The organism is Streptomyces sp. NPDC048417, from assembly GCF_040651615.1.
Lineage (GTDB): Bacteria > Actinomycetota > Actinomycetes > Streptomycetales > Streptomycetaceae > Streptomyces.
The window spans coordinates 108807-131014 of record NZ_JBEZKI010000007.1 but is presented as its reverse complement, the minus strand read 5'-3'; the positions used below and the strand labels follow the sequence as shown (position 1 = coordinate 131014).

General features: G+C 71.9%; 23 protein-coding genes and 1 pseudogene. 13 read left to right on the top strand and 11 right to left on the bottom strand.

What is annotated here, in order from left to right:
- Nucleotides 1–59: 59 nt before the first annotated feature.
- Entirely contained in the window at nucleotides 60–1517 is a 1458-nt protein-coding gene (locus AB0D59_RS13245) for a menaquinone biosynthesis decarboxylase (RefSeq protein WP_362564362.1), read from the bottom strand.
- Between the two features lie 76 nt (nucleotides 1518–1593).
- On the opposite strand from AB0D59_RS13245, the gene AB0D59_RS13240 reads away from it, so the two are divergent.
- Nucleotides 1594–2154 carry a TlpA disulfide reductase family protein gene (locus AB0D59_RS13240; protein ID WP_362564361.1) on the top strand — a complete coding sequence of 187 codons (561 nt, stop codon included), beginning with the start codon at nucleotides 1594–1596 and terminating at the stop codon, nucleotides 2152–2154.
- A gap of 170 nt (nucleotides 2155–2324) precedes the next feature.
- Complete coding sequence (locus AB0D59_RS13235) at nucleotides 2325–2591, top strand: PLD nuclease N-terminal domain-containing protein (RefSeq protein WP_362564359.1); 267 nt, start codon at nucleotides 2325–2327, stop codon at nucleotides 2589–2591.
- Between the two features lie 14 nt (nucleotides 2592–2605).
- On the opposite strand, the gene AB0D59_RS13230 is transcribed toward AB0D59_RS13235, so the two are convergent.
- The 5 genes and pseudogenes from AB0D59_RS13230 to AB0D59_RS13210 form a co-directional block, all read right to left on the bottom strand.
- A complete protein-coding gene (locus AB0D59_RS13230) occupies nucleotides 2606–4315 on the bottom strand; it encodes a protein kinase (protein WP_362564358.1) in 1710 nt (569 codons plus the stop codon).
- A gap of 323 nt (nucleotides 4316–4638) precedes the next feature.
- Entirely contained in the window at nucleotides 4639–5088 is a 450-nt protein-coding gene (haaN, locus tag AB0D59_RS13225; protein ID WP_362564657.1) for a cyclophane-containing RiPP N-acetyltransferase HaaN, read from the bottom strand.
- Nucleotides 5089–5187: 99 nt separating this feature from the next.
- Entirely contained in the window at nucleotides 5188–5337 is a 150-nt protein-coding gene (locus tag AB0D59_RS13220) for a hypothetical protein (RefSeq protein ID WP_362564357.1), read from the bottom strand.
- Nucleotides 5304–5414: pseudogene (locus AB0D59_RS13215) on the bottom strand (DUF397 domain-containing protein); the annotation flags it as partial. The gene AB0D59_RS13220 and the pseudogene AB0D59_RS13215, both read right to left, overlap by 34 nt.
- Nucleotides 5383–6300 carry a helix-turn-helix transcriptional regulator gene (locus AB0D59_RS13210; protein WP_362564355.1) on the bottom strand — a complete coding sequence of 306 codons (918 nt, stop codon included), beginning with the start codon at nucleotides 6298–6300 and terminating at the stop codon, nucleotides 5383–5385. The gene AB0D59_RS13210 and the pseudogene AB0D59_RS13215, both read right to left, overlap by 32 nt.
- Before the next feature lie 114 nt (nucleotides 6301–6414).
- Between AB0D59_RS13210 and AB0D59_RS13205 the strand changes: the two genes are divergently transcribed.
- Nucleotides 6415–7137 (top strand): hypothetical protein, encoded by a 723-nt coding sequence (locus AB0D59_RS13205; protein ID WP_362564353.1) that lies wholly within the window; start codon nucleotides 6415–6417, stop codon nucleotides 7135–7137.
- Here the strand turns inward: AB0D59_RS13205 and AB0D59_RS13200 are convergent.
- Complete coding sequence (locus tag AB0D59_RS13200) at nucleotides 7044–7676, bottom strand: HD domain-containing protein (RefSeq protein ID WP_362564352.1); 633 nt, start codon at nucleotides 7674–7676, stop codon at nucleotides 7044–7046. The two genes, AB0D59_RS13205 and AB0D59_RS13200, sit on opposite strands and share 94 nt — an antisense overlap.
- Nucleotides 7677–7747: 71 nt before the next feature.
- Here AB0D59_RS13200 and AB0D59_RS13195 point away from each other — a divergent pair, with 71 nt between their 5' ends.
- The gene (locus AB0D59_RS13195) at nucleotides 7748–8689 is read left to right on the top strand and encodes a helix-turn-helix domain-containing protein (protein ID WP_362564350.1); all 942 of its coding nucleotides are present in this window, start codon (nucleotides 7748–7750) and stop codon (nucleotides 8687–8689) included.
- A gap of 166 nt (nucleotides 8690–8855) precedes the next feature.
- Here the strand turns inward: AB0D59_RS13195 and AB0D59_RS13190 are convergent, their stop codons facing one another.
- The gene (locus AB0D59_RS13190; RefSeq protein WP_362564349.1) at nucleotides 8856–9209 is read right to left on the bottom strand and encodes a helix-turn-helix domain-containing protein; all 354 of its coding nucleotides are present in this window, start codon (nucleotides 9207–9209) and stop codon (nucleotides 8856–8858) included.
- A gap of 132 nt (nucleotides 9210–9341) precedes the next feature.
- Between AB0D59_RS13190 and AB0D59_RS13185 the strand changes: the two genes are divergently transcribed.
- The 3 genes from AB0D59_RS13185 (at nucleotide 9342) to AB0D59_RS13175 (ending at nucleotide 11882) form a co-directional block, all read left to right on the top strand.
- A complete protein-coding gene (locus tag AB0D59_RS13185; protein ID WP_362564348.1) occupies nucleotides 9342–9992 on the top strand; it encodes an NAD(P)H-dependent oxidoreductase in 651 nt (216 codons plus the stop codon).
- Nucleotides 9993–10061: 69 nt separating this feature from the next.
- Nucleotides 10062–10337 carry a chaplin gene (locus AB0D59_RS13180; protein ID WP_362564347.1) on the top strand — a complete coding sequence of 92 codons (276 nt, stop codon included), beginning with the start codon at nucleotides 10062–10064 and terminating at the stop codon, nucleotides 10335–10337.
- 147 nt (nucleotides 10338–10484) lie between these two features.
- The gene (locus AB0D59_RS13175) at nucleotides 10485–11882 is read left to right on the top strand and encodes a cytosine permease (RefSeq protein WP_362564346.1); all 1398 of its coding nucleotides are present in this window, start codon (nucleotides 10485–10487) and stop codon (nucleotides 11880–11882) included.
- Between the two features lie 23 nt (nucleotides 11883–11905).
- On the opposite strand, the gene gcvH is transcribed toward AB0D59_RS13175, so the two are convergent.
- The 3 genes from gcvH to AB0D59_RS13160 all read right to left on the bottom strand — a co-directional run bounded on the left by gcvH (nucleotide 11906) and on the right by AB0D59_RS13160 (nucleotide 14845).
- A complete protein-coding gene (gene gcvH, locus AB0D59_RS13170; RefSeq protein ID WP_362564345.1) occupies nucleotides 11906–12289 on the bottom strand; it encodes a glycine cleavage system protein GcvH in 384 nt (127 codons plus the stop codon).
- A 98-nt stretch (nucleotides 12290–12387) separates the two neighbouring features.
- Nucleotides 12388–13365 (bottom strand): CorA family divalent cation transporter, encoded by a 978-nt coding sequence (locus AB0D59_RS13165; RefSeq protein WP_362564343.1) that lies wholly within the window; start codon nucleotides 13363–13365, stop codon nucleotides 12388–12390.
- Nucleotides 13366–13585: 220 nt separating this feature from the next.
- Nucleotides 13586–14845, bottom strand: a complete 1260-nt coding sequence (locus tag AB0D59_RS13160) for a PucR family transcriptional regulator (RefSeq protein ID WP_362564341.1) — start codon at nucleotides 14843–14845, stop codon at nucleotides 13586–13588.
- Nucleotides 14846–14965: 120 nt separating this feature from the next.
- Between AB0D59_RS13160 and AB0D59_RS13155 the strand changes: the two genes are divergently transcribed.
- The 6 genes from AB0D59_RS13155 (at nucleotide 14966) to AB0D59_RS13130 (ending at nucleotide 22151) form a co-directional block, all read left to right on the top strand.
- Nucleotides 14966–15433: a nucleoside deaminase gene (locus AB0D59_RS13155; RefSeq protein WP_362564656.1), complete on the top strand. Its 468-nt coding sequence runs from the start codon at nucleotides 14966–14968 to the stop codon at nucleotides 15431–15433.
- Nucleotides 15426–16403: a 2-oxoglutarate and iron-dependent oxygenase domain-containing protein gene (locus AB0D59_RS13150; RefSeq protein WP_362564340.1), complete on the top strand. Its 978-nt coding sequence runs from the start codon at nucleotides 15426–15428 to the stop codon at nucleotides 16401–16403. Before AB0D59_RS13155 ends, AB0D59_RS13150 begins: the two co-directional genes overlap by 8 nt.
- Nucleotides 16404–16748: 345 nt before the next feature.
- Entirely contained in the window at nucleotides 16749–16931 is a 183-nt protein-coding gene (locus AB0D59_RS13145) for a hypothetical protein (protein WP_362564338.1), read from the top strand.
- Nucleotides 16932–17302: 371 nt separating this feature from the next.
- The gene (locus AB0D59_RS13140) at nucleotides 17303–18445 is read left to right on the top strand and encodes a helix-turn-helix transcriptional regulator (RefSeq protein WP_362564337.1); all 1143 of its coding nucleotides are present in this window, start codon (nucleotides 17303–17305) and stop codon (nucleotides 18443–18445) included.
- 71 nt (nucleotides 18446–18516) lie between these two features.
- Nucleotides 18517–20604: a hypothetical protein gene (locus tag AB0D59_RS13135; protein ID WP_362564335.1), complete on the top strand. Its 2088-nt coding sequence runs from the start codon at nucleotides 18517–18519 to the stop codon at nucleotides 20602–20604.
- Nucleotides 20604–22151: a hypothetical protein gene (locus AB0D59_RS13130; RefSeq protein ID WP_362564333.1), complete on the top strand. Its 1548-nt coding sequence runs from the start codon at nucleotides 20604–20606 to the stop codon at nucleotides 22149–22151. The genes AB0D59_RS13135 and AB0D59_RS13130 overlap by 1 nt, the downstream gene beginning before the upstream one ends.
- Nucleotides 22152–22208: the final 57 nt, after the last annotated feature.

Sequence of the window (22208 nt, the reverse complement as noted above, 5' to 3'; positions counted from 1 at the left end):
GAGCGACGGGCGGACTTGGCCTGAGCAACCAGCCAGGCGTGAAGGTCGGCGGGAAGCAGTCAAAGTCCGTACTCCTTCCAGCGGCGGTCGACCGTCGCCGCCGTATCCGGGTCCGACAGGACCATGTCCGGCCAGCCCCCGTCCCTGGTGTAGCCCTCCTCGGGCCACTTCTTCGTGGCGTCGATGCCGGCCTTGCCGCCCCAGAACTGCTGGTAGGAGGCGTGGTCGAGATGGTCGACGGGGCCTTCCACGACCGTGAGGTCACGGGCGTAGTCGGTGTTGCCGAGGGCCCGCCAGGCGACCTCGTGCAGGTCGTGGACGTCGCAGTCGGAGTCGACGACCACGATGAGCTTGGTGAGGGACATCATGTGCGCCCCCCAGATCGCGTGCATGACCTTCTGCGCGTGCTTCGGGTACTTCTTGTCGATCGAGACGATCGCACAGTTGTGGAAACCGCCTGCCTCGGGGAGGTGGTAGTCCACGATGTCCGGGACGATGATCTTCAGCAGGGGGAGGAAGAACCGTTCGGTGGCACGGCCGAGGGGTCCGTCCTCCGTCGGGGGGCGGCCTACGACGATCGACTGCAGGAGCGGCCGCTTCCGCATCGTCACGCAGTCGATGGTCAGCGCCGGGAACGGCTCCTGCGGGGTGTAGAAGCCGGTGTGGTCGCCGAACGGACCCTCGGGGAGCATCTCGCCCGGCTCCAGCCAGCCCTCCAGGACGACCTCGGCGTTGGCGGGGACCTGGAGCGGGACCGTCTTGCAGTCGACCATCTCGATCCGCCGGCCCGCGATGAACCCGGCGAACAGGTACTCGTCGATGTCTCCGGGGAGCGGGGCGGTGGAGGCGTAGGTGACGGCCGGCGGGCAGCCGAAGGCGATCGCGACGGGCAGCCGCTCGCCCCTGCGCGCCGCCACCTGGTAGTGGTTGCGGCTGTCCTTGTGGATCTGCCAGTGCATGCCGATGGTGTTCCGGTCGTGCCGCTGGAGCCGGTACAGGCCCAGGTTGCGGATGCCGGACTCGGGGTCCCTGGTGTGGGTCAGGCCCAGGTTGAAGAAGGACCCGCCGTCCCGCGGCCAGGTGAACAGGGCCGGCAGCTGGTCCAGGTCGACGTCGTCGCCGTGCAGGACGACCTCCTGGACCGGGGCGTTGTCGGACTTCACCTTCTTCGGCGGTACGTGGGCCATCGCGCCGAGCTTCCCGAAGGCCTCCCGCACACCGACGAAGCCGTGCGGGAGTTCGGGGCGCAGCAGCCCGCCGATCTTCTCGGAGATCTCGCCGTACGACTTCAGGCCGAGGGCCTTGAGCAGGCGCCGGTCGGTGCCGAAGACGTTCATGGCGAGGGGCATGCTGGAGCCGCGCACGTTCTCGAAGAGCAGCGCCGGTCCGCCCGCCTTCTGCACCCGGTCGACGATCTCCCCGACCTCCAGATACGGGTCGACCTCGGCCTTGACACGCTTGAGGTCGCCCTCGCGCTCCAGTGCCCGGAGCAGGGAGCGAAGATCGTCGTAAGCCATGCGTCCCAGTATCGGCCACCCGGGGTCCCGGCCCGGTCACCACCCCCTGCGAGGCCCCCTGCGATACTCGTCGGCCGTGACCGTCCACCGCCGGATCAGCCGGTTACCGCTGCTCGCCCTGCTGCTCGTGCTCGCCGCCTGTGCGCCGCGCCAGGACACCGGCGGCTCGCCGGTCTCCGCACTGACCCGTGTCGCGGCCGCCGACCGCGCGGCGGCCCCCGACCTGTCGGGCAGCGGCCTGGACGGCAGGGCGGTACGGCTCGCCGACTACCGGGGCAAGGTCGTCGTCCTGAACGTGTGGGCGTCCTGGTGCGGGCCCTGCCGGGCCGAGGCGCCCGAACTGTCCAAGGCGCAGCAGGAGTTGGCGGCCAAGGGGGTCCAGGTGTTCGGGGTGGACACGGACGCCCGGCGGGACAAGGGGCGGTCGTTCGAGCGGGCGCACGGGCTGGTCTACCCGAGTCTGCACGACCCCGGCAGCCGCAAGCTGCTCCGGCTGCCCCGGGGCTATGCGCCGCGGGCGCTGCCGTACACCCTCTTCATCGACCGGGACGGGAAGATCGCCGCGAAGTACCTGAGCCCGCTCACGGCGGCGGACGTGCGCACGATCGTCCGGCCGCTGCTGGCCGAGAAGGCGTGACGAGGGCGTACCGAAGGCCTGCCGAAGAACTGCCGAAGGCCTGACCAACCGCCTTCGCCCGCCCCCTGCGAGACCACCCACGCACCACCACGGATCCCCCTCCGTATCGCGGGGACCCGCCATGCCCACGGCCCGTCACCGGAGGTCGCCCACCCGCTACTCTGGCCGCCATGCTCAGGTATCTGCCTTTTCTGCTGGTCCTCGCGCTGTGGATCTACGCCTTCGTGGACTGCCTGAACACCCCCGAGGACGAGGTCCGTGCCCTGCCGAAGCTGGCGTGGGTGCTGATCATCCTGCTCTTCGGCGAGGTGCTGGTCGGCCCGGTGGCCTGGCTGGTCGCGGGCAGGGCACGGCAGCCGCGGGAGCGGTGGGTCGCGCCGGACGACAACCCGGAGTTCCTGAAGTCCCTGAAGCCGGACGATCCGCGCACGGACTGACCGGGCGCGTCCCGCTAGAGCAGCGCCTTGACCTGGGCCGCGGTCAGCGCCCGCTGGAACACCTGCACCTGCTTGATCGAGCCCGGGAACCAGTCGGAGGGGCCGCCGTCGGCGGTGGCGCGGCCGATCACCAGGGGGCCGTGGGCGGCGACCGGGTTGCTGTCGTCGATGCCCGCCTCCTGGGTGCCGTCGACGTACAGGACGAGCTGGTTGCGGGGACCCTCGTAGACGCCGACCAGGTGGGTCCAGACGCCGGGCTTCGGGACGGTGTACGACAGGGCGCGCAGGCCGGGACGGGCGAAGGCCCAGCGGTTCTCGGCCGCCGAGTACTGGAGGAAGAAGCCGCTGACGGTGCCGGCGTCCTGGCTGACGGCGGTGGCGTAGAAGGACGGCCGGCCGCTCAGGCACACCCACGCGGAGACGGTGAAGCTGCGGCCCTTGCCGGTGCGGAGCACCGGCCCCCGGGTCATGATCTGGCTGGTGCCGCCGTCGAACAGGGCCGTCCCGTCCTTGCCCCGGCCCCAGCCGACGGCGGTGGCGATCCCGTCGTTGCGGCCGGTGTCGTCGGCGGCGACCGTGCCGGAGGTCTCTTCCAGCGGCCAGGCGCCGAACGGCGAGGGCACGGAGACACCACCGCCGGAGTTGCGCGGAGCCTTCTTGCCGCCACCCCCGTTGACGACGTGCGCGACCGGTACGGCGGCGAGCGCGGCGACCGCGAGCACTCCCCCGGAGACGAGGAACGCGCGCCGGCGCACGGGCGGAGCCGCGGCGGGGGTGGTCGGCGGGCCGGCGTACGACACCTGCTGCTGGGCGGGGTCGAGCCGGGTGAGCGGGCGGGTGGCGGCGGGCGGCGGCGCCGGGTGCGTGACCTCGTCCCGGGGGTCCGCGGCGGGTCTCGGGAGGAAGGCGGTCGCGTCGGCCGCGGGCCCGTTCCGGGCCAGGATCTGGCGCGGGGTGGGCCGCTGGGCCGGGTCCTTGGCCAGGCAGGCGGCGATCAGGGAGGCGAGGGCCGGGTCGGTGACGGCGGTGATGTCGGGTTCGTCGTGGACGACGCGGTAGAGCAGGGCGGGGGTGGGCCCGTCACCGAAGGGGTTGCCGCCGGTCGCCGCGTACGCGAGCACCGCGCCGAGCGAGAACACGTCACTGGCGCCGGTCACGTCCCCGCCCGCCACCTGCTCCGGCGACATGAAACCGGGCGAGCCGACCATGAGCCCCGCCCGCGTGATGGTCGCGGACTCCACACTGCGGGCGATACCGAAGTCGATGACCCGCGGCCCGTCCTCGGCGAGCAGCACGTTCGACGGTTTGAGGTCGCGGTGCACCAGCTGGGCGGCGTGGATGGAGGTGAGCGCCTCGGCGAGTCCGGCGGCGAGCCCGAGCACGGTGGCGGCGGGCAGCGGCCCCTGCTCCATGACCGCGTCCTGGAGGGAGGGCCCGGCGATGTAACTGGTGACCAGCCAGGGCAGCGGGGCGTTGGGGTCGGCGTCCACGACGGGCGCGGTGAAGGCACCGCTGACCTTGCGCGCGGCCGCCACCTCACGGCGGAACCGGGACCTGAACTCAGGCTGCCCGGCGACCAGTTCGGCGTGCACGACCTTGACGGCGACCGCCCGGCCGCCCGGCGAACGCCCCAGGTAGACCCGGCCCATCCCGCCCGCGCCGAGCCGCCTCAGCAGCTGGTACTCCCCGACGGAGTGCGGGTCACCGGGCTCCAGAGCTGCCACGATCCCTCCCGCCGAACGCCCGAAGACGCGGTCAGCATAGGACCGGCAAGCGCCCGGGATGGCCAATTCCCGCCCACATAAGGCAACTTGCCCTGCGGTCTGCCCCTGAGGGCAACGCCGCCAGCCCGGTGCGGTGCGGTGCGGGCGGGTACCACGGAGCCCTCTCCGTGCGTCACGGGTGCACCGAGGGGCCGATCAGAACGGACGCGGCCTACACCCAGGCGACGGCCTGCGGCCGGTCGGCAGAGGGCACCATCGGCCGACGATGACCACCCGGCCATGGGGGCATGCACCGTCACGGACGGGGACCGCTCTCGCGGGACTCACGCCGTGCCGGTGCCGATCCGGCAGACGATCTTCTCGTTGTCCTCCTCGAACCCGAGCGACCGGTAGAAGGTGCGCGCGTTCGCGTTCACCCGGTCCGTCATCCATTCCAGGCGGCTGCAACCGGGGCGAGCCGCGGCGAATTCGCGGAGTTCGTTCATCAGCCGGACCCCGATGCCCTGCCGACGCAGGGTGTCCCGGACGTACAGCTCCTTGAGGAAGAGGGAGTGGGCGGAACCCGCGCTCGGCCACAGGAACGAGTACGCGGCGAGGCCCACGATGTCGCCCGTCTCGTCCTCCACCACAAGGGCGGACGCCAGCGGCGGCGATCCGAAGAGCGCCTCCTCGACCTGTGCCTGACGCTCGTCGAACAGCTGGATGTCGGCATCCGCGGTGCCGTAGAAGCGCTCGACCTCCTCGATCACCGCGGCCGGCTGCCGGACGTCCAGGAGTGAGGAGCGATTGGCGGATCTGTGCCACGGCTGAGGCGCGTGATCCCCCTGCCGACGGGCCCGGCCGTGCTCGGGCCTGGCACAGATCGGCCAGTCTCAGTCTTCGTCGGCTGCGTGCATCGCCTCGATCCCCGCGACACGGCGCAGCAGATCCACCGTGATCTGGAGGATGTCGGGGGCGATACGGGCCAGGCGCTGGTCCTCTTCCTGGTTCAGCCGCGGATCCCCGAGACGAAGGCCGACCATGCCGAGCGCCCGACGACGATGACCGGGCCGTCGGGGGCCTTGCTGTCACGGACGGGGACGGCGGAGGTGAACTCGGGGGCGAATTCGAGGCAGTTGCCGCCGTCGCCGTCGCTGTAGCTGCTCTTGATCCACGTCGCCGCGCTCAGCTGCTGCTGGTTCATCGTCGCCGTACCCCTCCATCAAGTCGCTGATCAAAGCGGCTGATTCGCGAGCCGACAGAGTGTCTGCCCTGAGCACATCATAGATTCGGCTCATCATGGCGTAGGCATCCGGATCGTTGTTGAAGTAGCCCTGGCTCAGCGATTCCGTGTAGATCCAGGGCTCGCCATCAGGCAACGTGATCAGCGATACCGGGCGGTCGGGGCGCGTGAGGTCGAAGCGACTGGCCGGAGCCATCTGGATGCGGATGTTGGGGAGTTGTCCCACACTCAGCAGGTGCGCGCACTGATCGCGCATCACAGCGGGACTGCCTACCGCGTGCCGCAGACAACTCTCGTCCAGTACAGCGATGTAGGTGGGTCCGCCTTCCGCGAGGAAGCGCTGCTGTCGGCTCAAGCGGGCCCTGACCCGGTTTTCGAGCAAGTCACCGGTGGCCCCTCGCTTGGAAACCAGCGCCCGCGCATAGTCCGATGTCTGCAACAAACCCGGCACGACCATGGACTGGTACTCGTACAGCGCGACAGCCTTCTCCTCCATCTCCACCCTGCGCGCGAACCAGTCCGGATGCTCCACCTGCGGATACCAGTCCACCCGCCCCCACAACCGCCCCAACACCCCACTCGTGTCCAGTACTTCATCGCACTTCTTCGCGAACGCGTCCTGCGGTACCCGCGTCCCCGCCTCCACCCTCGCGACCAGCGACCGGTCACAGGGGATCTGCTTGGCCAGCGCGTCCTGGGTGAGGAACGCGGCCTCGCGGTAGTGCCGTAACAGCTCTCCGAAGAACTCGGCGTTGGTGGTCACAACACTGGCCCCCTCCGTGACAGGTGCCGGTGGCACGCGCCCGGCATTGATACCGACCGTTCCCGTCCGCCACGCTCGATACACACAGAGTCACGAAGTGGCGTCGGAGCGCACATGACTGAACACGTCGAAAGCGGGATCGAAGCGGGAACGGTCGTCTACGACCCCCGTACGGACAAGGTCGGCGAGTACCGCGGCAAGGCGGGCCCCTACGCCCTGCTACGACCGCTCGGCGGCGGCCGGGAATGGGAGGCACGGCCGGAGTCGATCCGCCCGGCGACCGCGGAGGAACGGCTGAGCGCGGAGGTACGGGCGGCCAACCGCCGTTCCACCACACCCACTTACCCGGTGCTGGACTCCCCGGCCCCGGAACCGGTCCCCGGCTGTGCCGCCTGCGCGGAGTTCGCCGGACAGCGGGAACAGGCCGAGGCACGGTCGGACGCGAGCGGAACGACCGACGCCGCCGTACTCCTCCGCAGGCACCTGCGCCGCGACCACTGGGGCACACGCCCGCGCCGTGTCTTCCGCTTCGTGCCGTACCTGATCACGCAGGACGACAGTGCCGAGCCGGAGTACGAGGCGTACTGCGTCTCCGGCGACGAGACGGACTGCGGGGCGGCGTCGGGGCCGTGCGGCTCTCCGGGAGCGGTGGAGGAGTGGCAGCGCCGGCACACCCGGGACACCCGGCACCTGCGCTACCGCCGCAGCTTCACGGACTACGCGGTCCTGGAGCCGCAGGCCGCTCACTCGCCCCAGGGCGAGGTGGCGGCGGCGCGTTCCATGCTGGTCACGCCGTCGGCCCGGCGTTCGCGCAGCAGTTCGCCGCCCATCGAGTAGCGGGGGGCCGCGGCGGCCGACCGGGCGGCGCGCTCCACGATCGCGTCGACGAGCGAGCGGACCATGGCCAGGCGGGGATAGGCGGCGTGGATCTGCCGCTCCCACGGGGAGACGATCTCCGCGTTGCGCCCGAAGTCGACGCCCACGCCCTCGCGGGTGAGGTAATAGAGCAGGCCACGGCGCTCGGCGATACCGGGAGAGGTGTGCAGGGCGATCGCCTCCCACACGCGGTCGATGTCCGCCTGGGGGACCTGGTGCCGTCGCAGCAGGTCCGCAGCCAGGTCGGCGCCCTCCACCTCGAAGCGGGCTTCGCCCGGTGCGAGGTCGCCGGCGCCCAGATCGTGCAGGGCGGTCGCGGCGAACAGCAGGTCACGGTCGTAGGCGGCGTCGTCCAGGCATCCTTCGTGGGCGGCCAGGATCTCGGCGAAGAAGAAGCTGCGCACGCTGTGATTGGCCACCGACGGGGTCTCGGAGGTGCGCACGGTGGAGAGGATCGCCTCGGCGAGGGGGCCGGTGGGCAGGTCGAGCGAGAGGTTCATGGCCGCAGGTTACGAATCGGGCCTCCGCCCTCGACAGTGGCACGCAGGCCGGTCATCGCTAGGATTGTGCCATGTCGGCCATCGAAGGGCACCGCGTCGCCGTGCTGGCGCTTCCGGGGGTCCTCCCGCTCGACCTCGGCATTCCGGTGCAGACCTTCGGGATGGACCCGCATTACGAGGTCACCGTCTGCTGCGATCCGTCGGCCGGGCCGGTCCGCAGCGGCGGTTTCACCATCGTCACGTCCGCCGGGCTGGAGGCGCTGCCGGACGCCGGCACCGTCGTCGTCCCCGGCTATCAGGCCCCGGAGGGCCCGCTTCCCGCCGCGGCGCTGGCGGCGCTCCGCTCGGCGCACGCGCGTGGCGCACGGCTGGTGTCGATCTGCATGGGCGCCTTCGCGCTGGCGGCCGCCGGGCTGCTGGACGGGCGCCCCGCGACGACGCACTGGCAGGAGGCAGCCGAGCTGCGACGCCGTTACCCCCGGATCGACGTCCGGCCGAACCAGCTCTACGTCGACGACGGCGACATCCTCACGTCCGCGGGCGTGACCGCGGGCGTCGACCTGTGCCTGCACATCATCAGGAGGGACCACGGCGCCGCGGCCGCCAACACCCGCGCCCGGGCACTCGTCGCCCCGCCCCAACGCTCCGGCGGCCAGGCGCAGTTCATCGAGCGCTTCCGGCCGGCCGGCCGCGGGGAGGACCTCGCACCGGTCCTCACCTGGATGCTCGACAACCTGGCCCACCGGCAGAGCGTGGACGAGCTGGCCCACCGCGCGCACATGTCCCGCCGGACGTTCATCCGGCGCTTCCAGCAGGAGACGGGCACCTCGCCGATGGCCTGGCTGACCGCCGCCCGCATCGACTGGGCCCGCGAACTCCTGGAGACGACCACCACCCCCGTCGAACAGATCGCCCGCCTCAGCGGCCTGGGCAGCCCCGCCGCCTTCCGTGCGGCCTTCCACCGCCACGTCGACACGTCCCCCGCGGACTACCGAGCCACTTTTCTGACCTAGCGCCTGTCGCCCACACGGCTCCGCACCTCCCCGGCGCACCGGCGCACCACCGCTTCGGCCCGCACAGCTGATCCGGCGACCGCTTCGGCCCGCACGGCAGAACCGGCGGCCGTCTACCCTCCGTCCACCGCGAGCGACGAACGGAGGGCGGCGGCCCTGCCGTTGGTCAGCAGGGCGAATCGTCGGGCAGGTGTTCCTTCGCCCACTCGCCGAGTTCCTTCAGCGAGGGCTCCAGCGCGGCGCCCGCCGCGGTCAGCCGGTACGAGACCCGCAGCGGCGGGCCCTCGTCGACCTCGCGCACGACGAGTCCCGCGGCGCCGAGTTCGGTGAGCCGGTCGGAGAGCATGCGTTCGCTGATGCCGGGGATGGCGCGGCGCAGGTTGGCGAAGTGCGTCGGCTGGTCCATCAGGACGGACAGGATCGGGCCGTTCCAGCGCTTCCCCAGCACCTGGAAGACGCGCGTGATGCCGGCGTCCACACCTTTGCACTGCTCCGGGTCGTGCACCTGGTCCACCGCCATGGAATCAGGGTACAGGCCCACCACGGGCGGGGCTGAAAAAAAGTAAGCACCTGTGTTACCTATAGCTGAGTACGAAATCTCAGCCCTCCGCGTCCCGCGCCGGGCCAGCTACCCCTGTGTCTGGAGACACCCATGGCCACCCTTCTCCACATCGACTCCTCGCTCCTCCCGGGCGAGGCGTCCGCCTCCCGTGCCGTCACCGAGGCCTTCCGCGCGGCATGGCAGGAGCAGCACCCCGAGGGCACGGTGATCTACCGCGACCTGGCGGCGAACCCGGTGCCGCACCTCACCACGGCCGGCCACACCGCCGGCTTCGCCGATCCCGCCGCCCACTCCCCCGAGCAGGCGGCGGCCTTCGCCGACCGCGTGAAGCTGATCGAGGAGCTGGAGCGGGCGGACGCGGTTCTCATAGGCGCGCCGATGTACAACTTCACGATCCCCTCGACGCTCAAGGCGTGGCTGGACAACGTGGTCCTGTTCGGCCGCACGATGGGCGAGAACCCCTCCGCCAAGGGCACCCCGGTCACCGTCGTGGCCAGCCGCGGCGGTTCGTACGCGCCGGGCACCCCGCGGGAGACGTTCGAGTACGTGCAGAACTACCTGTCCGCGATCCTCTCCAGCGGCCTCGGCCTCGAAGTCGACTTCATCGTGCCGGAACTGACGATGGCTCCGCAGAACCCGGCCATGACCGAACTCGTGCCGCTCTACGAGGCCTCCCGCGACCGCGCCCTCCAGGAGGCCGCCGCCAAGGCGAAGGACCTGGCCGGACGCCTCGCCGCGTAGCGCCCTCGGCGGAGCGGATTGCGCCGATCGGCCCAGCTCCGCGTGCGGTCCTCTTGACGGGCGGTTGTGATGGACGCGTTCTCATTCCGCTACCAGGAGGCCTTCATGCGCATCCGCGCCCTCGCCGTCACCGGCGCCATCGCTGCCACCCTCGCCCTGGGCACCACCGCCGCCTATGCCGACAACGGCGCCAACGCCAACGGCTCCGCGGCCAAGAGCCCGGGCCTGCTGTCGGGCAACGTCGTCCAGGTGCCGATCAACATTCCGATCAACGTGTGCGGCAACAGCATCAACGTGCTTGCCCTGCTCAACCCGACGGGCGGCAACGTCTGCACCAACCGCTGACCCGGCCGGAGCCCTGCCCGGGAGCTTCCGGAGGACGACCCACCTCCGGAAGCTCCGGCATGCGTGCAGGTTGTACGCCGGTGAGCCGTCCGAAACGGACAACGCGCCCCTGGGCCGGACCGGGCGCGAACCCGACACTTACCTCGTATGACGACTGCTCCCGCCGGTTCCACCACCAGCATCGCGCCCGAGTATGGCGACCGGGTCATCGCCGTGGAGGCGGCGGGCTCGGAACCGATCCCCGACGCCGAACGCCACGGCGGTCCGCTCCAGCTCCTGTGGACCTGGGCGTCCCCCAACATCGAGTTCGCGACCGTCTACATCGGCGTGATCGCCGTCCTCTTCTTCGGCCTGGACTTCTGGACGGCGACCGCCGCGATCCTGCTGGGCACGGCGTTCGGCGCGGTCACGCAGGGCGTGCTGTCGCTGGACGGGCCGCGGTTCGGCGTCCCGCAGATGGTGATCGGCCGCTTCTCCTTCGGCTACCTCGGCAACATCCTGCCCTCCGCCGCCAACGGCCTGCTCGCGGGCGTCGGCTGGTTCGCGGTGAACAGCGTGAGCGCGGCCTTCGCCCTCAACACGCTGACCGGCCTGCGGCCCCTCCCCTCCCTCCTGCTGGTTGTGGTCGCGGAGATCCTCATCGGGTTCATCGGCCACAACTTCGTGCACACCTTCGAGAAGTACGCGTTCCCGGCGCTCGCGGTGATCTTCCTGCTGGCCGGGGTGTGGACCTTCAAGGACGCGGACCTCGGCGGGGGCGGCTCGGGCGGCGGTGTCGGCGGCTTCCTGCTCGCGTTCAGCGCGTCCTGGGGGTACGCGGCCGGCTGGAACCCGTACGCCACGGACTACTCGCGCTATCTGCCGCGCACCGCGGACAAGGCGAAGACGGTCCTGTGGCCGGCGGTCGGCCTGTTCGTGTCGGTCTCGATCGTCGCCGTCATCGGCGCCGCCTCGGCCACGATCATCGCCCCGAAGGACGCCACGCCCACGGCCGCCTTCACCGGCCACCTCCCCGGCTGGCTCGGCGACCTCGTCCTGCTCGCCATCATGCTCGGCGGGGTCTCGGCGAACGCCCTCAACGTGTACTCCGGGGCGATCTCCATCGCCTCCTTCGGCCTGAAACTCCCGACCTGGCTGAGCCGCAGCGCGCTGGTCGTGGTCTCGGGCATCGCCGGCACCGCGGCGGCCTGGGCCTCGCTGGACGACGCGGGAGCGGCGTACGAGGCGTTCCTGCTGGTCATCGCGTACTGGGTGGCGCCCTGGCTGGGGGTCGTCCTGGTGGAGCGGTGGCTCCAGGGCCGTACGGCGACGGACGAGGAACTGGCCACCCGCCTGACCGACCGCTCCTTCACCAACTGGCCGGGACTGGCGTCCCTGTTGATCGGCGTCGCGGTCTCCGTCCCGCTCTTCTCCAACCAGGAGGACTACGTGGGCTGGGTGCCGAAGCACCACCCCGCCTTCGGCGACATCACGCCGGTCGTCGGCTTCGTGGTGAGCGCGCTGCTGTACGCGGCGCTGCGGAGCCGGGCCAGGCGGACGCCGTGACCCGGCCCGGGTGACCGGAAGCCCTACTCGGTCTCCGACTTGAGGTACTCCTCGTACTTCTCGGCGCTCAGCAGGCCCTCGAGAGCCTTCTTGTCGGAGACCTCGATCTTGATCACCCACGCCGCGTGCGGCTCGGTGTTGAGCAGCTCGGGTTCGGAGTCGAGCTCCTCGTTCACCGCGATCACCTTGCCGCCGACCGGCACATAGACCTCGGTCACCGCCTTCACCGACTCCACGCTGCCGAACGGATCACCCGCCTCGAACGCCTGGCCCACGGCCGGCACCTCCACGAACACGATGTCACCGAGCTGCTTCTGGGCGAACTCGGTGATCCCGATCTCGGCGGTGCCGCCGTTCATGCGGATCCATTCGTGTTCCCGGGTGTACTTGCAGTCAGACGGGTACATGGCGCGGCTCCTTCGAGGTGGGTTCGGCGCAATCAGCCTGCCACCCCCGTCGCCCCGCGTAACGGACCGGATACACCGACGGGGTGACCGGCCACGCGCTAGTCCTCGTCCCGCAGCCGTCGCCAGACGCGGGTGCGGTGCAGTACGTAGACGGCGGCGGCCAGGGTGACCAGCTGGAGGCCCACGGCGAGCAGCCAGAACTCGTCCCGGGTCTCCAGCCGGTCCGTCAGGAAGGTGAAGTTCATGCCGAAGAACCCGGTCAGGAACGACAGCGGCAGGAAGATCACCGACACGATGGCCAGTCGGTTGATCACGCCGTTCTGTTCGCCCGCGACCAGGGACGAGTAACTGGCCAGGGCGCGGCGCGCGGCGTCCTGGAGGGACTCGATGTCGGTGCGGACCAGGCGTGCCGCGCGGGTGAACTCCTGGGCGAGGTGCTGCCGGTCGGCCGGGAAGTCGCTGCTCATCATCCTGCGGGTGACCACCTCGTCGACCGCCTGGAGGTAGGGCAGCAGCGAGTGGTGCAGGAGAGCGGCACGGCGGCGCAGCTGGGACAGCAGATAGATCTGCTCGGGGTGCCGGTCCTCGAACATGGCGTCCTCCAGCTCCTCCACCCGGAGCAGTGCGTCCACCGTGGCGCGGCGGAACGTCGCCAGCGCCTCCTGGAGCAGCAGGAACAGCGTGGCCACGGCGTCATGGGGCCGCTCCCGCCGCACCTGCGCCGTCAGGCCCGGCGCCAGGACGGCCCGGCCCCAGTGCGCGGCCACCAGGAAGCGCTCGCCGGCGAGGGCGTGCACGTGGGTGATCCGGTCGTCCACGACCACGGGCACGACGAAACCGGCGACGTCCCCCAGGAACTCGGCCCGCGGCGACTCGTCCGGCATGCCGAACCAGTCCAGGTCGTCGTCGTCCAGCCCGAGCCGGCCGGCCACCGGTTCGTCCGGCCCCTCCGAGAGTTCCACTCCGAGGATCAGGAACGGGTCCCCGGCGAGCCGCCGACGGGCCTCCGGCACGGAGATGCGCGTCGTGCCCCCGTCCGGCACCGACACCATCGTCACGATCATCCCGTCACCCACGCTCCCAGCCTGCGGGGAGTCCGCGGCCCGCGCACGCGCTGCCGCCGCCGGCCAGGTGCGGGCCGTCCGGGCGAGGCGGCGACCACCACGCTGTGGCTGCCGCTGTACGGGCCGGCCGTGGCCCTGCTGCTGGGAACGGCCGCCTGGTTCCACGACCGGGCGCGGAACAACCACAACCGCTACGTCACCGTGCACGCCTGCCACCGGTTCCGGCCGCTCGCTAGGCCACCGTGCGCAGCCCCCGCACCCGGGCCGCGCCCGTCCCCCGCACCACCCGGTGCGCACAGGCCGCCGTCAGCAGCTCGCCCAGCAGGTCCGGGTCGTCGATCTCCAGGCCGAGGAGGGACTCGATGCGCTCCAGGCGCTGGTAGAGGGACTGGCGGCCGATGTGCAGCAGGGCGGCCGTGCGGGTCGGGGAGCAGCCGTGCCGCAGGTGCACCTCAAGGGTGCGGACCAGGTCGCTGGCGTGGGCCGCCTCCCAGGCCAGCAGCGGGCCGAGGGTGTGCTGGACGAGGACGGCGAGCCGGTCGCGGTTGGCGGCGACGCCGCCCCGGGTCAGCTCCCGCTCCAGGGCGAGGGCGCGGGCCGAGGTCACCGACGGGCCCTCGGGCAGCGCCGGTTCGGCGGGCGGCACGGTCAGCGCCAGCTCCAGGGTGGTCCGGGCCGCCCGCAGCGTCTCGCTCCAGTGCAGCCAGCCGCCGGGGCCGACCGCATGGCCGACGGCGACCGTGGCCCCCGGCTCGGCGGCGCCCCGGAACGCCTCCTGCACGGCTCGCACGGGATCGCCGGGGACCGCGGCAGGCACCGCCAGCAGCGCCAGCACGTCACCCGGGAACGCGGCCCGCAGCACTCCGGCCCCGCCCAGCACCCGTACCGCCCGGTCCACCGCGCCCACGCCCCGGCTGCCGTGCAGCGAGACGCCGAGGAGCCGGGTGCCGGGGCCCGGGTGGAACCCGGCGAGCGCGGCCCGCGCCTCCACTTCCGGCTGGTTGAGGGCCTGCCCGTCGGCCAGGTCGGCGAGGAGTGCCGCCGCGTGGTCGTCGCCCCAGGGCCGGACGGCCGTACGGCGCCCGGACAGGCCCCGGGCCACGATCGCCCGGTTGGCGGCCTCGGCGATCCGGACGAAGGGCACCACCCGGTGCAGGGCGAACAGCGGCAGGTCGAGGCGGCAGGCCTCGTCGGTCACCTCGGGCGGCATGCTGGGCAGGGCCCGCCCGACCTCCACCGCGAGCCCGGCCGCACCGCGCGCCGCCAGCTCCCGCACGTACCGGCGGCGGACCTCGTCGCCGGCGTCGGTCAGGCCGAAGCCGTTGGTGAGGAGCAGTTCGCCGCCGTCGAGGAAGTTGGCGCCCTCGTAGACCTCGCTGGAGTGCACCCAGCGCACGGGGCGGTCCAGGGCGTCCTCCCCGGCGAGCAGTTCGGGGCGGGCCGCCCGCACCGGTTCGAGGGCCAGGACTTCGCGGAGGGTGAGTGCGGGCACGGCGACCTCCAGGGGACGGGCACGGCCGCTGACATTTCGTCCGGCCGGGGGTTGCCCGGAGGGTACTTTCCGCACGTTGCCCTCGTGTTTCGGCCACAGGAGAGTGAAGTCATGCAGCCCATGGATCCGCTGGACCCTCTGGACCCGACACAGGCCCGTTCCTGGCTCGCCACCGCCGTCGCCGAGGCCCGCGCCGGGCTCGCCGAGGGGGGCATCCCGATCGGCGCCGCCCTGTACGGCGCCGACGGCGCACTGCTCGGCCGCGGCCACAACCGGCGCGTACAGGACGACGACCCCTCCATGCACGCGGAGACCGCCGCCTTCCGCGCGGCGGGCCGCCAGCGCACCTACCGCGGCACCACCATGGTGACCACCCTCTCCCCGTGCTGGTACTGCTCCGGCCTGGTCCGCCAGTTCGGCATCTCCCGGGTCGTGATCGGCGAGGCGGCCACCTTCCACGGCGGCCACGACTGGCTCGCCGAGCACGGCGTGGAGATCGTCCTGCTGGACGACCCGGAGTGCACCACCCTCATGCGCGACTTCATCAACGCCAACCCGGCCCTGTGGAACGAGGACATCGGTGAATGACACGAGCAGCAGCCCCCGTATCCCCACCGTCGACCTGCGCCCCTGGCTCGCCGGTGACGAGGAGGACCGGCGGGCCATCGCCCGGACCGTCGACGGTGCTCTTCGGACCGCCGGGTTCCTGCTCGTGACCGGCCACGGGGTCGGGGCGGAGTTGCGGAGTGGGGTGCGGGAGGCCGCGGGGCGCTTCTTCGGGCTGTCCGACGAGGTGAAGCGGGCGTACGAGGCGAAGGTCGGCGGGCGCGGCTGGCTCGGGCCCGGCGCGGAGGCCAACGGCTACTCGGAGGGCACCGAGACCCCGCCCGACCTCAAGGAGTCGCTGACCTTCGCGACGCACGAGCCGTTCGAGGACCCGGTGGTCAACGCCGAGTGGTACGCGCCCAACGTGTGGCCGGTGGAGGTGCCGGAGCTGCGGGCGGTCTGCGAGGAGTACCTGGAGCGGATGGGCGAGCTGGAGAAGACGCTGCTGGAGCTGCTGGGGTACGCGCTCGGGCTCGAACGGGACTTCTTCTCCCGGCACATGGACCATCCGACGTACGGCTTCAACATCAACTGGTATCCGGGGACCGAGGTGCTCGGCGAGCCCGCGCCGGGTCAGTTCCGGATCGGGCCGCACACCGACTTCGGGACGGTGACCATCCTGGACCGGCAGGCGGGCAAGGGCGGGTTGCAGGTGTACACCGACGAGGGCGGGTGGGAGGACGCGCCGTTCGACCCGGCCGCCTTCACCATCAACATCGGTGACCTGATGGCTCGTTGGACCGGTGACCGGTGGCGGTCGGGACGGCACCGGGTGCTGCCGCCGCCCACCGACGCGCCCGGCGAGGAGCTGATGTCCCTGGTCTACTTCGGCGAGTGCACCCCGGGCACCACCGTCGAGTCCGTCCCGGCCCCGGTCGGACGGGTGGCGTACCCGCCGGTCGACTCGCACGTCTACCTGCGGGAGAAGCTGGACTCCATCACCGTCGGCTGAGGCCGGCGCCCGGTCTCCATGTGTCACAGATCACAGATCGATTCGGTTTGCGTGGATGACCGGATCGATCTGCGGTCGTTTGCACCCTCCCTCACAGGACGGCCTCCCGGTAACCCGTTCCCAGCAGGTGCTTTGACGTTCCTTCAAGGGACTGTCACACAAGTGGAGTTGGGATTCCGATTACCCCGGACCGTTCGCGCTGGTTTTTGTGCACTGTGTGTTCGAGAAGGGTCACAGCAAGCCACGAGGAACTCGGTAGTGTGGTCGCACTCCCCTCTCGGGGTCAGGCCAGCAGGCACAGATCCAGCCTGCCGTCGTGTCACCGAGGGAAAGGAGAAACGATCCATGGCCAATGCCGAGGAGACCGAGTCGGAGGAACCGGGAGAACCTCCCGATCAGCCGTCCGGTCCCGAGGAGCCGGATCACCCTGACGGTACAAACCTGCGCTGGGAGCATGTGCAGCTGGTCATCGACGCGGTGAGCGTCGCGATCGGGCTCATCGGGCTCTGGCGTGGGTGCGGCGGATGAGGTAGCAGCCTCACCCGCCGCGCACTGCCGGGTCGGCCAAATGGGTCCGCGCTCCTGGACCGGTGCGGGAAACATCGCCAGGGCGCGGGCCCGCTCACTCTCAGACCCGTACATACGCACTCACGCACGGAAACACCGCGGGAGTTCGATGGGATTCCCCACGTCGCGCGCTCCGCGTTCCTCGATACTGCCGCGTGGCACACCACTTGGAGAACCCTCTCGAACCCTAGACGGTACCAGGAGAGCACTCTGCCTGCGGCGCGGTCGGCGTGCCGGGCACCCCCACCGGGTGTGCGGCCACCGGGAACAGGGCCTAAACGGTACCGATCCCGCGCGCGTGTCCGGCGTGACGCGCGTGGGAAGGCGTTCTCATGGCCCGTGGCACGGCACCCTTCAGCTCCGCGGCACTGCGCGAGGTACGACGACGGCGGCGCGTCGACGGCCGGCTGCTGAGCGCGGCCGAACTCGCCCGTCGTGTCGGCACCTCCAAGTCCCGGATCCTCGCCTACGAGAAGGGCACCTCGGTGCCCGAGCCGCCGCGCATCGAGCAGCTCGCCGAGGTCTTCGGCATCCCGCCGCGCCGGCTGTGCCCGGCGGTGCCCGACGCGGCGGACGGCATCCGCCGGCTGCGCGTCGCGGCGGGCCTCACCAGCGCCGAGACGGCCGAGCGGCTCGGCATCAGCCGGAACACCTACCGGGACCTGGAACTGCACGCCAAACTCCCGGCCCGCCGGTACGCCACCCTGCCGCAGCGGCTCGCCGAGGTCTTCGAGGTCAGTCCGCGCACCGTCCACCGCTCGCTCGACTCGCATCCGCAGGCGGCGGAGCGGCGCCAGGAGATCGCCCGGCTGCTGACCGCCCTGTTCCGCCGCGCCCACGAGACCGGCCGGCCGGCCGGCGTCGGCGCCGACGAGCCCGAACTGCGCGCGCTGGCCCAGTTGTTGAGGCGTTCGGTCGGGATGACCTGCCGGCTGGTCGACCACGAGCTGGGGCGGCTGCGCGGCTACCTCCGGGAACGCGCCGGGGAGGAGGCGACCGCCGCCTACGGACAGGACGAGGACGACATCCGCCGGGCGCGGGACCAGATCAAGCAGCTGACCGAACGGATAGAACGGGCGGCGGTCCAGGCGGCCGTCTCCTGGACCCGGTTCCTGGCCGAGGCGATGACCAGCCGGCAGTGGCGGCTGCTGGTGCGGCTGCTGAACGCCGAGGCGGTACCGGAGGCGCGCCTGCTCGACTTCGGTGAACTGGAGGCCTGGCAGGGGCTGGCCGCGCGGGGCCTGATCACCCGCGAACGCACCCCCGACGGCGGCACCAGCGGCTTCGTGCTCACCACCGCGGGACTGGCCCGGGCACTGCACGAGGCCCGGCTGTACGCCTGCCTGTACCCCAGGGTGCCGGTGCCGTCCCGCACGGCGCGGGTGATCGCCCGGCGCAGGTTCCTCGACGCCCGCAAACGGTGGACACCGGCCGCACCCGTTCAGAACAGGCCCACAGCCGGGCAGGTTTCGTAACCATACGGACACCGTGCGCTATGGCCTGAAGCAACTACCCCTTCCTACACTTGTGTTGAGGGGGGACTGAGTTGCACAGACGGTTGCACGGGCGCGGGGCGCTGTTCGACGTGGAGCCGGCCGGGCTCGTACCGAGAATCGTCGGGCTGCGGCCGTACCAGCACCGTGCCCATCCCCTCGAACACCCCGGCGAGCTGCCGTTCGTGGTGCTGACCGGGGCCCGGGGGCTCGGCAAGAGCGCGGTCCTCCGGGAGTTGCTGGACGCCTACAAGGGGCACACTCCGGTCGCGCTCGTCGACTGTGCGGAGGCGCAGTTCACGGCGGCGCCCGCGGAGCGTCCCGCCGAGTCCTGGTCGCCGGTCGCGCAGGCCCTGCTGGTCGTCGCCGAGCAGCTCGCGGAACCGGTGACGGGCGCCGGGCGGATCACCTTCCCGCGCCTCATGTCCGGCCTGGTCGCGGTGGCCGCCGGCGGCTGGGGCGACGCCGACTCGGAGCGGATCCGGCGCGAGGTGGAGCGGATCCTGCTGCTGAACGAGAGCGGCTCCTGGATCAGCGGGTTCGCGGGGCGGTGGGCCGGGAAGGTGGCCGCGAAGGTGGTCGCCGCCGCCACCGGCACCGGGCCGCTGGTCTCCGGCGCCATCGAGGCCACCCTGGAGTCGATCGCCGAGGGCTTCGCCAGCCGCCGGCACCAGAAGGCGTCGGTCTGGTACCGCACGTACCCCAACGCGGGCGGCCACGCCCAGCGCGGGCTGATCCTGCTGTCCGGGCACTTCCGGGCCGGCGGCACCTCCCGGGAGCACGCCGAGCGCTATCTCGTACGCGCCCTGCTCGCCGACCTGACGGAGGCGTACGCGGGCGTGCTGCCGCGGATGCAGCGGCTCGGCCGCCCGCTGGTGCTGCTCGACAACGCCGGGACCGGACCGGGCCCCGGCCTGCTGGACGCCGTGCTGCGCGACCGCGCCGACGGGGTCGCCGACCAGGTGGCGTTCGTCGCCGGGCTGCGCGGCGACGGCCGGGAGCTGCTGCGCAACGGCGTACGACGGGAGCTGGCCGAGGTCGCCCGGCGCACCGACTGGGCACCGGACGCGGCCGTACCGTCCTCGCGGGCGCTGCTGGTGGCGTTGCCGCCGCTCTCCCCCGACGACACCCTGCACCTTGTCGCCACCCCGGACACACCCCAACTCCCTCACTCCGTACACCGGTTGACCGCCGGCAATCCGCTGGGCAGCGCCGTGCTCGCGGAGGCGGCGGCCCAGCACCCGGACCGGGCCGGCGCGCTCGGCGAACTGCTCACGGCCGAGGTGCGCCACACCGAGGACGGACCGGCCGCCCCGGTCTACCGCGAACTCCTCGACCGGCTGGTCCCCGGGGACCGGCTCGACGAACTGACCGTGCTCGCCGCCGCGCACGACCACGACTCGGCGTGCGCCCTGGCCGCCGCACTGCTCCCGGACGACTTCGGCCCGGCGGACGTACGGGCGTTGCAGAGCCGGCTGGCCGGGGAGGGGCTGCCGGTGGTGCCGGGGCAGTTCGTCGGCGACCCCTTCGTCCGGACCCTGCTGCTGCTCCGGCTGCATCTGCGGGACCCCGACCACAGCGGCTGGCGCACCGTCCACGAGACGCTGGTCGCCCACTACACGGACGACCACCCGGACGAGCGGGCCCGCTTCCGGCTCCACCACCAACTGGCCCTGGGCCGCACCGAGTCGGCGGTCGCCCACCTCCGCGACACCTTCCCGGTCCTGGACACCCGCGGGTGGCTGCGCACCCTGCGGTTCATCGCCTCGGCGCCCTACTTCCACGCCCATGACGCCGAGGGCCGCGACGCCGCCGGGCACGGCGACCGGCGGGCGGCGGTGGCGCTGGGCCGCACGGACGCCGGACAGCAGGTGCCGGACGGCGTGGATCCCGTACTGCATCTGCGCATACGGCGGCTGCTGCACGCGGTGTGGCACCTGACCGATCCACTGGTGCTGCCCGACCCGAAGGTCGGCGACCGGCTCCGCTTCGAGCTGGAGCAGCTGTCCAACCTGCGGCCGGCCGGCAACGCGCTGCTGTGGCGGGCCTCCCGGGACTGGCCCGCGGCCGCGCTGGCGGGCCGCCCGCCCGCCGACCCGGAGGACGACGAGGGCGACGACGAGCGGAGCGGGGTGGCGTGATGGCGCGGCGGGGCGTGGGCACGTGGTTGCGCGAAGGCGTCTGGGAGATCCCCCTGCGCCGCTATCTTGCCCTGCTGGTCACGGCGGGGCTGATCGCCGGCCTGGTCGTCGGGGTCCGGCTGGCGATCCACGACGACCGGTCCTGCGCGCCGGGGGTGGCCCGGCCCGAGGACAGCGACGAGTGCGTGGGCGTGGCGACCACGGCGTTCGACTTCGGGCATCCGCAGCTCCGCGACACCGTGCGGGCGATCGCCCGCGAGAACGCCCGGCTGAAGCCCGGGAGTTACGTGACGGTGGCGGTGATGCTGCCGTACACCGCGACGGCGGCGGCGAACCTCGCCGACATCCATCACGAGCTCCAGGGCTCCTACCTGGCCCAGTACCAGGCCAACCACGACTCCAACGGGGAGTCCCCGGCGATCCGGCTGGTCCTGGCCAACCCCGGTGCGACCAGCCAGTACTGGCAGAAGATGGTCGCGCAGCTGGCGCGGATGACCGGCGGCGCGGACCGGCTGCGGGCGGTGGCCGGGGTCGGGCAGAGCACCGACAACAACAAGAAGGCCGTCAAGGAGCTGACCCGGCTGGGGATCCCGGTGGTGGGCTCGTCGATCACCGCCGACGACCTCGCCAACGGGCCGAGCGGCAAGGACCCCTACCCCGGTCTGGCACGGGTGTCCCCGACCAACACCGACGAGGCCCGGGCGCTCGCCTCCTTCGCCAAGGTCGGCGCGGGCCGGGCGCTGCTGGTGTACGACAGGCCGGGCGACCCGTACACGCGGACGCTCCAGACGTCGTTCGCCGCACTGATCAAGGACTCGCCGTACGAGCCCCAGCCGTTCACGCCGCCGGCCGACCGCAGCCGGGAGGGGACGACCGCGAACACCTTCCGGCAGATCACCAACCTGATCTGCGACACCTCGCGGTCGACCGACACGATCCTGTTCGCCGGCCGGCACACACAGCTGCGGCAGTTCATCAACGCGCTGGGCGGACGGGGCTGCCAGGACCGGAAGTTCACGGTGCTGACGGGTGACGAGGGGTCCTACCTCACCGGCGAGAAGGACCTGGACCGGGACGCCCTCCGGCACAATCTGTCGGTCCGGTACACCGCCCTCGCCCATCCGGACGCGTGGCTGAAGGACAGCCCGAAGACCGGGGGTTCGGCCGCGGAGGCGCAGACGCTGACACGGCTGCTGAAGAGCGCGGAGAAGTCGCCGGTGGGGCCGATCGGGCAGGTGGCACTGCAGGACGGGCAGCTGATCATCGGCTACGACGCGATGCGGCTCGCGGTGCACGGCATCCGCGAGGCGGTGCCGGCGGGGAGGTCGGTGCCGACACTGGCCGACGTGGGGTTGCAGTGGCCTCAGGTGAAGGGATCGTTGCGGGTGGACGGGGCGAGTGGGTGGATCTGCCTCGACGTGCACGGAAACCCGTACGACAAGGCGGTGCCGATCGTGGAGCTGCGACCGGAGGGCGGGTCGCGGTTCGTGACGATCGCGTGGCCGCAGGGGAAGCCGCCCAGCAAGGAGTGTCTGCCGCCGTCCTAGCCACGACCGGAAGGAAATGCGGGTGGACCAGCAGCGCCCATCCGCCGCCTCTTCGGC

Bases quoted from the DNA above. Each gene is read 5' to 3' on its own strand.
- AB0D59_RS13245 (WP_362564362.1), bottom strand. From the start codon at position 1,517: ATGGCTTACGACGATCTTCGCTCCCTGCTCCGGGCACTGGAGCGCGAG.
- AB0D59_RS13235 (WP_362564359.1), top strand. From the start codon at position 2,325: ATGCTCAGGTATCTGCCTTTTCTGCTGGTCCTCGCGCTGTGGATCTAC.
- AB0D59_RS13220 (WP_362564357.1), bottom strand. From the start codon at position 5,337: ATGGTCGGCCTTCGTCTCGGGGATCCGCGGCTGAACCAGGAAGAGGAC.
- AB0D59_RS13205 (WP_362564353.1), top strand. From the start codon at position 6,415: ATGACTGAACACGTCGAAAGCGGGATCGAAGCGGGAACGGTCGTCTAC.
- AB0D59_RS13200 (WP_362564352.1), bottom strand. From the start codon at position 7,676: ATGAACCTCTCGCTCGACCTGCCCACCGGCCCCCTCGCCGAGGCGATC.
- AB0D59_RS13195 (WP_362564350.1), top strand. From the start codon at position 7,748: ATGTCGGCCATCGAAGGGCACCGCGTCGCCGTGCTGGCGCTTCCGGGG.
- AB0D59_RS13190 (WP_362564349.1), bottom strand. From the start codon at position 9,209: ATGGCGGTGGACCAGGTGCACGACCCGGAGCAGTGCAAAGGTGTGGAC.
- AB0D59_RS13185 (WP_362564348.1), top strand. From the start codon at position 9,342: ATGGCCACCCTTCTCCACATCGACTCCTCGCTCCTCCCGGGCGAGGCG.
- AB0D59_RS13180 (WP_362564347.1), top strand. From the start codon at position 10,062: ATGGACGCGTTCTCATTCCGCTACCAGGAGGCCTTCATGCGCATCCGC.
- AB0D59_RS13175 (WP_362564346.1), top strand. From the start codon at position 10,485: ATGACGACTGCTCCCGCCGGTTCCACCACCAGCATCGCGCCCGAGTAT.
- gcvH (WP_362564345.1), bottom strand. From the start codon at position 12,289: ATGTACCCGTCTGACTGCAAGTACACCCGGGAACACGAATGGATCCGC.
- AB0D59_RS13155 (WP_362564656.1), top strand. From the start codon at position 14,966: ATGGATCCGCTGGACCCTCTGGACCCGACACAGGCCCGTTCCTGGCTC.
- AB0D59_RS13145 (WP_362564338.1), top strand. From the start codon at position 16,749: ATGGCCAATGCCGAGGAGACCGAGTCGGAGGAACCGGGAGAACCTCCC.
- AB0D59_RS13140 (WP_362564337.1), top strand. From the start codon at position 17,303: ATGGCCCGTGGCACGGCACCCTTCAGCTCCGCGGCACTGCGCGAGGTA.
- AB0D59_RS13130 (WP_362564333.1), top strand. From the start codon at position 20,604: ATGGCGCGGCGGGGCGTGGGCACGTGGTTGCGCGAAGGCGTCTGGGAG.